The sequence below is a fragment of the Pseudoxanthobacter sp. genome, assembly GCF_036822375.1.
Classification (GTDB): Bacteria; Pseudomonadota; Alphaproteobacteria; order Rhizobiales; family Segnochrobactraceae; genus Pseudoxanthobacter.
In genome coordinates this window covers 1249-9428 of sequence record NZ_DAISHT010000030.1, presented here as the reverse complement: position 1 = coordinate 9428, position 8180 = coordinate 1249, and the positions used below count along the sequence as shown (strand labels likewise).

Sequence of the window (8180 nt, the reverse complement as noted above, 5' to 3'; positions counted from 1 at the left end):
CCGGTCATTCGTGAGCCCCGGTTATGCCACGGCGTTCGTCTCAAGCGCGGCCAGCAGCGCCAGCGCCCGCGCACGGTCGAACGGCTGCGCCGCGCCGCGTGCCGCCAGCGCGCGTGCGCAGCGCGCAGCCGCCGCCCCCGCCAGCACCGGGCTTGCGGCAGCAACCGCCTCCATCTCCGCCAGATTGCCGTTGCAGTGCAGCGCCAGATCGCAGCCGGCGGCAAAGGCCCGGGCCGCGCGGGTGCCGAGGTCGCCCTCAAGCGCCTGCATGGAAAGATCGTCGGACATCAGCGCGCCGGAAAAGCCCAGCGCGCCCCGCACGATATCACCGATCACCACGGGCGATTGCGTGGCCGGCCGGTCGGGATCGATGGCGGTGAAGACGATATGGGCCGTCATCGCCAGCGGCAGCCCGGCCAGCGCCCGGAACGGCACGAAATCGCCCGCCTCCAGCGCCGCGCGCGACGCCGTGACGACCGGCAGCGACAGATGGGAATCGACCGTCGAGCGGCCGTGGCCCGGCATGTGCTTCATCACCGGCAGCACGCCGCCGGCCATCAGCCCGCGCACGGCGGCAGACGCCAGCGCCACGATGGCCTCCGGCGCCGCGGCATAGGCACGGTCGCCGATCACATCGTGCACGCCCGGCACCGGCACATCCAGAACCGGCAGGCAATCGACGGTGATGCCGGCCTCCAGCAGCTCTTCGGCCATCAGCCGCGTCACCAGCTCCGCCGCCTCCAGCCCGGCCGCCGCATCGGCAGCATAGAGCCGGCCGAAGGCCGCCGCCGGCGGATAGGCGCGCCACACCGGAGGCCGCAGGCGCTGCACCCGGCCGCCTTCCTGATCCACCAGCACCGGCGCATCCGCGCGGCCGACGGCGGCACGAAAGGCATCGGTGAGCGCGCGCACCTGCGCGCGGTCGCGGCAGTTGCGACGGAACAGGATGAGGCCCCACGGATCGGCCCCGGCAAGAAAGTCCGCCTCCTGCGGCAACAGCTCCGGGCCGGCAAGGCCGGTGATGAAGGCTCTGGTCATGTTGCGTCCGTCACTCCCTTCGCGGCCGGGCCTTCGCCGGCCCCCGCCGCGCATCGCCGCCCGTCAGCTGCGCACCACGAAGCAGCTTCCGCCGGCCGCCTTGAGGCGGCTGCACAGGCTGGCGGCAGCCGCCGCCGAAGGCGCGCCCACCCGCACACGATAAAACGTGCCGCGATCGCCGACCCGGGCGCTGACGATCACCGGCCGGGCTTCGCCGAGCAGCGCCGGAAACCGCCGCTTCAGCGCGGCAAAGGCCTTTTCCGCCTCCGCGCGGCTCTTCTGCGAGGCAAGCTGCACGCCGAACGGCGTGTCCGCAGCGTCGCTCGCGGCGGCGCTCGGGACAACATCGTTCGCAACCGGCGCCGTGGCTTCCGGGGCAGGCTCCTGCGAAACCGCCACACCGGCTTCCGGGGCCGGGGCATCTGCCTCGCCGCCCGCGGCGACGGTCTCGCCGTCGGGCGCAGGCGCGGTGTCGGCGGCTGCGGCGGCAACCTGCGCTGGCGGGACCGCCGGTGTGCCGGTCTGGCGGGCCGGCGTGCCTTCCGCCGCTTCCAGTCCCGAGGCGTGCCCGGCCGGGCCGGCGGGCACGGCGGAAGGAATGAAGGTTGGCATTTCACCGCCTTCCGCAACGGCAAAGGGCGGCGAAACCGCCGCCCCGGCTGCATTGCCAGCCTGCTCTGTCGTTGGTGCCGCCGTGTCGGCGGGCGGCGAGAGCGCCGCCTGCCGCACCTCGCCGGGCGGGGCCCCGCCATCCGGCGCCACCAGCTCGGCGCGGGAATTATCCGGCCGCGGCTTCGGCATCACGAACTTGCCGGGCGTGATGTAGTTCATGGATGCCAGCGGATCCTCGGCCGTCTGCGTCTGCTGCGGCGAAAGGGCCGGCACCTGAGGCCGGGCGGCGGCGCGGGCCTGCGCCTCGGCATCGGCGGCGGCTTCGGCGGCCTGATCGGGATCGGGGGTGATGATCGTGCCATCCGGGCGCACCACCACGGTGCGCACCTTGCGCGGCACCACCGGCTGCGGCGTGCCGGCAGCGGCCTGCTGCTGCGGCTGCGGCTGGCCGTTGGCGACGCCCGGCAGTTCGCTGTCGCCCGGCCGGGCCTGCTGCGCCACGCCCTCGGCCGTGGCACCCGGCTGGTCGAGCGTCTGGTTCTCGGCCTTGTTGGTTTCGGCAACCCGGTCGTAGAACACCTTGCTCGGGTCGGAGGTCTCCGCCGCGGTCGAGGGCGGCGGCTCCACCTTCACCGGCCCGTCTTCGGCGCGGATCACCGGCGGCGGTTCGTCGGAAAGCCCGCCGCCGAAAAACTCGGTCGTATAGTAACCGGCAAGACCGATGAGGATGACGATCAGCACCGTTGCGCCGATCCACAGCACCGGCGAGCGCCGGCGGCGCTGCGGGCGCATATCTTCCTCGCCGGCGCTGAGGAAGGGCGGCGGCTCGTCCGGCAGATCGGTGAAGTTGTGGTCGTCGACCGCCTCGTCGAGGCTCTCGGCCGAGGCCGGGCGGCCGGTCTCGTCGCGCCACCCGGCAATGGCGTTCTCGAACGCCGCCTCATAGGCCTGATCGTCGTCGAAGTCGCCTGCTTCCGGCAGCCGCGCGGAGGCCGGTGCGGGAGCCGGTTCCGGCTTCCTCGGACGGGTCGCCCCGGCATTCGCGCCGGCCAGATCGAACGGCGACAGGTCGAAATCCTGCGAGAAGTCCTGCTGCATCGGATCGGGCACCGCAAACGGCGGCTCCTCGATCTGCGGCACCGGCGGGGTGTCGATCACCGTCGGCCGCACCGGTCCGGCGCGGCGGCTGGCCGCGCGCTCGATGGGCGGCAGCGGCTCGAACGGCGGCGCAATGCCGCCGGCCCCGTCATCGTCGCTGAGCGTGCCGAGCACGCGCGCGGCCGGGCCGCGGCTGACCGGCGCCATGGCCGCCTTCGGCCCCTCGTCGGGCTGCGGGGGTTCGCGGTGCACAGGCTCGCGATGCGGCGGCACGGTGCCGCGGATCTCGCTGGCGAGCGCCTCTTCCAGATCGTCCGGCAGGTCGGGCACCGGCGGCGGGGCAGCCGGCCGGTGCGGCGCGGGCGGCGCCACGGGGGCGGCGCCGGCGGCCGGGCGCACGGGCATGGCGGGCCGCGGCGCAGCCGGGCGCACCGGCGGCCGCACGGCAGCGCCGGCACCGGGCGCAGCCGGCGTCACGGGCGGGCGCGGCGGCACCGGGGTGCGCAGAGACTGGCCCTGCGCGGCGGGGCGCGGCGGCAGGCGGGGCCGCACCACGGGCGGCGGCACCGGGCGGCCGCCTTCGCCGAGCGCACGCTCGAAGGCACCGGAATCGAAACCGAAATCGAGATTGGCCGGGCGCACCGGCTGGGCCGGGGCGGCCGTCGGCTCCGGGCGGAAATCCGGCGGCTGCAACCCGTCGTCATGGGCGCCGGCACCGGAAAGCCCGTCTCCGGGTGCCTCCGGGCGGCGGCCCTGCGCATCGTCCGGCCCGGCCGCAGGGCGCCGGGCGGGAGCGTTGGGATCGGTCGAGCGAGGATCGTTCATCGGCCAGCTTTTCTCTTTGTACCGCCCCGCCGGGGCCGTCTGCCGCCCCTATCCGGTCTTCCGGCGGCGGCCCGGCTCCGAACCCGCAGAAACAGGCGCCCCGGCCGCCACACGGCCGGTTCGCCAGAGCATCAGCGCATTTCCTCCGGCGCAGAAACGCCGAGCAGCGCAAGTCCCGACGCCAGAACCGACGCCACCGCATGAACGAGCGCCAGTCTAGCCTGCGTCAACTCTCGATCATCAGAGTTAATAAACCGTAAGTCGTGCCGTTCCTTGCCGCGATTCCAGTGCCCGTGGAAGGCGCCGGCAAGATCGTAGAGGTAAAAGCCGATGCGATGCGGCTCGCGAGCCTCTGCCGCCGCCTCGATAAGCCGCGGCCACTCGCCGAGCTTGCCGATGAGCGCCAGTTCGCTCTCGTCCTCAAGCCGGCCATAGGCCACCGCGCCGCCGGCCGGCACCGCCTTCAGCCCCGCCTCTTCCGCCTGACGGAACACCGAGGCGCAGCGCGCATGGGCGTATTGCACGTAGAACACCGGATTGTCGCGCGACTGCTCGGTGACCTTCTGGAAATCGAAATCGAGCGGCGCGTCGTTCTTGCGGTAGATCATCATGAAGCGCACCGCATCGCGGCCCACCTCGTCGACCACGTCGCGCAGCGTCACGAACGAACCCGACCGCTTCGACATGCGCACCGGCTCGCCGGCGCGGAACAGCTTGACGAGCTGGCACAGCCGGATGTCGAGGCTGCCCTCGCCGCCGGTCATGGCCTTCACCGCCGCCGTCATGCGTTTCACATAGCCGCCGTGGTCGGCGCCCAGCACGTCGATCATGTGCGCGAAACCGCGCAGATATTTGTCGTAGTGGTAGGCGATGTCGGAGGCGAAATAGGTGAACGAACCGTCGGACTTCACCAGCGGCCGGTCCACATCGTCGCCATAGGCGGTGGAGCGGAACAGCAGCTGCTCGCGGTCTTCCCAGTCTTCCGGCAGCTGGCCCTTCGGCGGCTCCAGCCGGCCGACATAGACGTCGCCGCGCTCTTTGAGGAATTCGATGGCCTCGGTCACCCGGTTACGCCCGCCGGTCGACAGCGCCTTTTCCGACGAGAACAGGTCGTGGTGAACGCCCAGCGCATCGAGATCGGCGCGAATCATCGTCATCATCGCGTCGATGGTGAAGGCGCGCACCACCGGCAGCCATTCGGCCTCCGGCATCGATTCCAGCTGGTGGCCCCAGGCCCCGGCCAGCGCCTGCCCGACCGGCTTCAGGTAATCGCCCGGATAGAGACCTTCGGGGATCGCGCCGATCTCGTGGCCGAGAGCCTCGCGATAGCGCAGGAAGGCGGAGCGGGCGAGCACGTCGACCTGCGCACCGGCATCGTTGATGTAATATTCGCGCGTCACGTCATAGCCGGCGAAGGCCAGCAGGCTGGCCAGCGCATCGCCGAACACCGCGCCGCGGCAGTGGCCGACGTGCATCGGCCCGGTCGGGTTGGCGGAAACATATTCGACGTTCAGCTTCACCCCGCCGCCCAGCGCCGAGCGGCCGAAATCCGCCCCGCCGGCAACGATGGCCGCCGCCAGCCGGTGCCACACGGCCGGTGTGACGCGGATGTTGATGAAGCCCGGCCCGGCGACGTCGGCGCTGGCCACATCGGCGTCGCCGGCGAGTTCGGCCACGATGGCGGCCGCGATCTCGCGCGGGGGCTTGCCGGCCCCTTTGGCCAGCACCATCGCGGCGTTGGTGGCGAAATCGCCATGGGACGGATCGCGCGGCGGCTCCACAACGAAGCGCAGGCGGCCGGCGTCATCCACCGGGTCGGCAAGGCCAATCCGGGTGACGATGCCGCGGATCCGCTCCGCGAACTCGGCATAAAGATTCATCACGCGATCCTGCTTCAGTCAGTCACGGCGCAGCACCCGCCGCGCCATTTTCGTTAACGTGCCATGGCGGTAGCGCCCGCGCGCGATTAACGCAAGTCCGGCGTGTCATCATAAAGGCGGCGGTGCGCCTGCAGCGCATAGCGGTCCGTCATGCCGGCGATGTAATCGGCGATGCGCCGCAGCCGGGCAGTCTCGTCGCACGCCGCAAGGCCCGCGCACCACTGCTCCGGCATGGCACCGGGATCGGCCCGGAAAGCGGCGAACAGTTCGCGCAGCACCCGCGCGGCCTCCCGCCGCACCGCCAGAACCGACGGGTGGCGATACATGCGCGCAAACAGGAACGCCTTGATGGCCCGTTCCGCCGGCTTCATGCCTTCGGAAAACCCCACCAGCGCCCCCGGCAGGCTGCGCACGGCACCGGCGGTTTCGGGGGCATAGACGGCGATGCGGCGGCGTGTTTCGCTCAGCACGTCCTCCACCAGCGCCCCGACCAGCCGGCGCGTCAGCTCCTGCGAAAGCCGCGGCCGGTCGAGGCCCGGCCACAGGGCCTTCACCTCCGCCAGGAGGTCGCCCGCGAGGGGCACGCTCTCCAGTTCGTCGGCCTGAAACAGGCCGGCGCGCAGGCCGTCGTCGATGTCGTGGGCGTCGTAGGCGATATCGTCGGCCATGGCGGCGACCTGCGCCTCGGCGGTGGCGAAGGTATCGAGTTCCAGTTCGGCACTTGCCGCGTAGGCTGTCAGGGCATGGGGCAGGCCGCGGGTGCGATAGCGGCCGAGCGGAATGCCGTCGGCCCCGATCAGCGGGCCGTTGTGCTTCACGATGCCTTCCAGCGCCTCCCACGTCAGGTTGAGGCCGTCGAAAGCGGCATAGCGGCGCTCCAGCCAGGTGACGATGCGCAGGCTCTGGGCATTGTGGTCGAAGCCGCCATGCTCGCGCAGCAGATCGTCCAGCACGTCCTCGCCCTCGTGGCCGAACGGCGTGTGGCCGAGATCGTGGGCCAGCGCCACCGTCTCCGTCAGGTCCTCGTCGAGGCCGAGGGTGCGGGCCATGGAGCGGGCGATCTGCGCCACCTCCAGCGTGTGGGTCAGGCGGGTGCGGAAATGATCGCCCTCGTTGGTGACGAACACCTGCGTCTTGTGGGTCAGCCGGCGGAAGGCCGAGGAATGCAGGATGCGGTCGCGGTCGCGCTGAAACGGCGAGCGGTGGGTGGGCGGCGGCTCGGGAAAGAGGGTGCCGCGCGCGTGCGCGGGATCGGCCGCGAAAGGGGCGCCGGCAAACGGCGCACGGAACGGATTGTGCAGGGCAGCCTCCCCTTCCTGCCCGGCGGTCCCCGCCGGCAGCGGGAATCGCGGGTTCCTGAATCGCAAGTCCTGTCCGCATTATAGCGGCGTTGTGCGACAGTGCTGCCGCAAACCGCGGCGGGCCGCGTTGACCCCCGCCGGGTGCGCGCCTAACTATGCCTCATGCGCCTGCCCCCGGACCGGAACGGCATTTGCCGGCCGGGCGTGAAAGGAACCAGACCCATGAGCGAAGTTTCGGAACTGCCGGTCTCGCTGACCGACAAGGCGGCCCGCCGCATCGCCCGCGTGCTGTCGCGCGAGGCGCCGGGCGCGGCGCTGCGCATCAGCGTGGAAGGCGGCGGCTGCTCGGGCTTCCAGTATAAATACGACATCGTCACCGCCCGCGAGGCCGACGACCTCGTGCTGGCGCGCGACGGCGCCATCGTGCTGATCGACCCGGTCTCCCTGCCCTACATGGAGGGATCGCAGATCGACTTCGTCGACGACCTGATCGGCCAGTCGTTCCAGATCCGCAATCCGAACGCCGTCGCCTCGTGCGGCTGCGGCGTCAGCTTCTCCGTCTGACCCGGAGCGATCTTTCATGGATGCCCCCGCGCCTGCCCGCCCGGTGCCGCTCGGCCAGACCGAGACGATCCGCATCGCCACCTTCAACATCAACGGCATCAAGGCGCGGCTCGAGGCGCTCACCCGCTGGCTGAAGGCCGATGCGCCGGACGTGATCTGCCTGCAGGAGATCAAGTCCGTCGACGAAGCCTTCCCGCGGGAGGCCGTCGAGGCGGCGGGCTATAACGTGGAAACCCACGGCCAGAAGGGCTTCAACGGCGTCGCCATCCTGTCGAAAAGGCCGCTGGAAATCGTCCGCCGCGGCCTGCCCGGCGACGATGGCGACGAGCAGGCGCGTTATATCGAGGCGCTCGTGCCGGCCGGGCGCGGCATCGTCCGCGTCGCCTCCATCTACCTGCCGAACGGCAATCCGCTCGGCAGCGAGAAGTTCCCCTACAAGCTGCGCTGGCTTGCCCGGCTGGAGGCCCACGCCCGCACATTGCTGGCGCTCGAAGAGCCGCTGGTGCTGGCTGGCGACTACAACATCATTCCCGAACCGCGCGATGCCCGCCGGCCGGAAGCCTGGGTGAACGACGCCCTGTTCCAGCCGGAAAGCCGGGCCGCCTGGCGCCGGCTGACGGCGCTGGGGCTGACGGACGCCCTGCGCGCCGTGACCGACCGCGCCGATGCCTATACGTTCTGGGATTATCAGGCCGGTGCCTTCCAGAAGAACGACGGCATCCGCATCGACCACCTGCTGCTGTCGCCGGAGGCGGCCGACCGGCTGAAGGGCGTCGCCATCGAGCGGGCGCTGCGCGCCGAAGAGAAGCCCTCCGACCATGTGCCGGTGGTGGCGACTTTCGCGATGCCGGACTGAACGGGA

The 8180-nt window shown here is 71.4% G+C and carries 6 protein-coding genes; 2 read left to right on the top strand and 4 right to left on the bottom strand.

Features of this window, described 5'->3' with window-relative positions:
* Positions 1–21 precede the first annotated feature (21 nt).
* The 4 genes from nagZ to V7067_RS05140 form a co-directional block, all read right to left on the bottom strand.
* Entirely contained in the window at positions 22–1038 is a 1017-nt protein-coding gene (gene nagZ, locus V7067_RS05155; RefSeq protein WP_334174810.1) for a beta-N-acetylhexosaminidase, read from the bottom strand.
* Positions 1039–1101: 63 nt separating this feature from the next.
* A complete protein-coding gene (locus tag V7067_RS05150) occupies positions 1102–3573 on the bottom strand; it encodes an SPOR domain-containing protein (protein ID WP_334174809.1) in 2472 nt (823 codons plus the stop codon).
* A 131-nt stretch (positions 3574–3704) separates the two neighbouring features.
* Positions 3705–5453 carry an arginine--tRNA ligase gene (argS, locus tag V7067_RS05145; RefSeq protein ID WP_334174808.1) on the bottom strand — a complete coding sequence of 583 codons (1749 nt, stop codon included), beginning with the start codon at positions 5451–5453 and terminating at the stop codon, positions 3705–3707.
* Between the two features lie 86 nt (positions 5454–5539).
* The gene (locus tag V7067_RS05140; protein ID WP_334174829.1) at positions 5540–6754 is read right to left on the bottom strand and encodes a deoxyguanosinetriphosphate triphosphohydrolase; all 1215 of its coding nucleotides are present in this window, start codon (positions 6752–6754) and stop codon (positions 5540–5542) included.
* A 222-nt stretch (positions 6755–6976) separates the two neighbouring features.
* Here V7067_RS05140 and V7067_RS05135 point away from each other — a divergent pair, with 222 nt between their 5' ends.
* Both V7067_RS05135 and xth read left to right on the top strand, forming a co-directional pair.
* Entirely contained in the window at positions 6977–7318 is a 342-nt protein-coding gene (locus V7067_RS05135; protein ID WP_334174807.1) for an iron-sulfur cluster assembly accessory protein, read from the top strand.
* Between the two features lie 16 nt (positions 7319–7334).
* Complete coding sequence (xth, locus tag V7067_RS05130; RefSeq protein WP_334174806.1) at positions 7335–8174, top strand: exodeoxyribonuclease III; 840 nt, start codon at positions 7335–7337, stop codon at positions 8172–8174.
* Positions 8175–8180 lie beyond the last annotated feature (6 nt).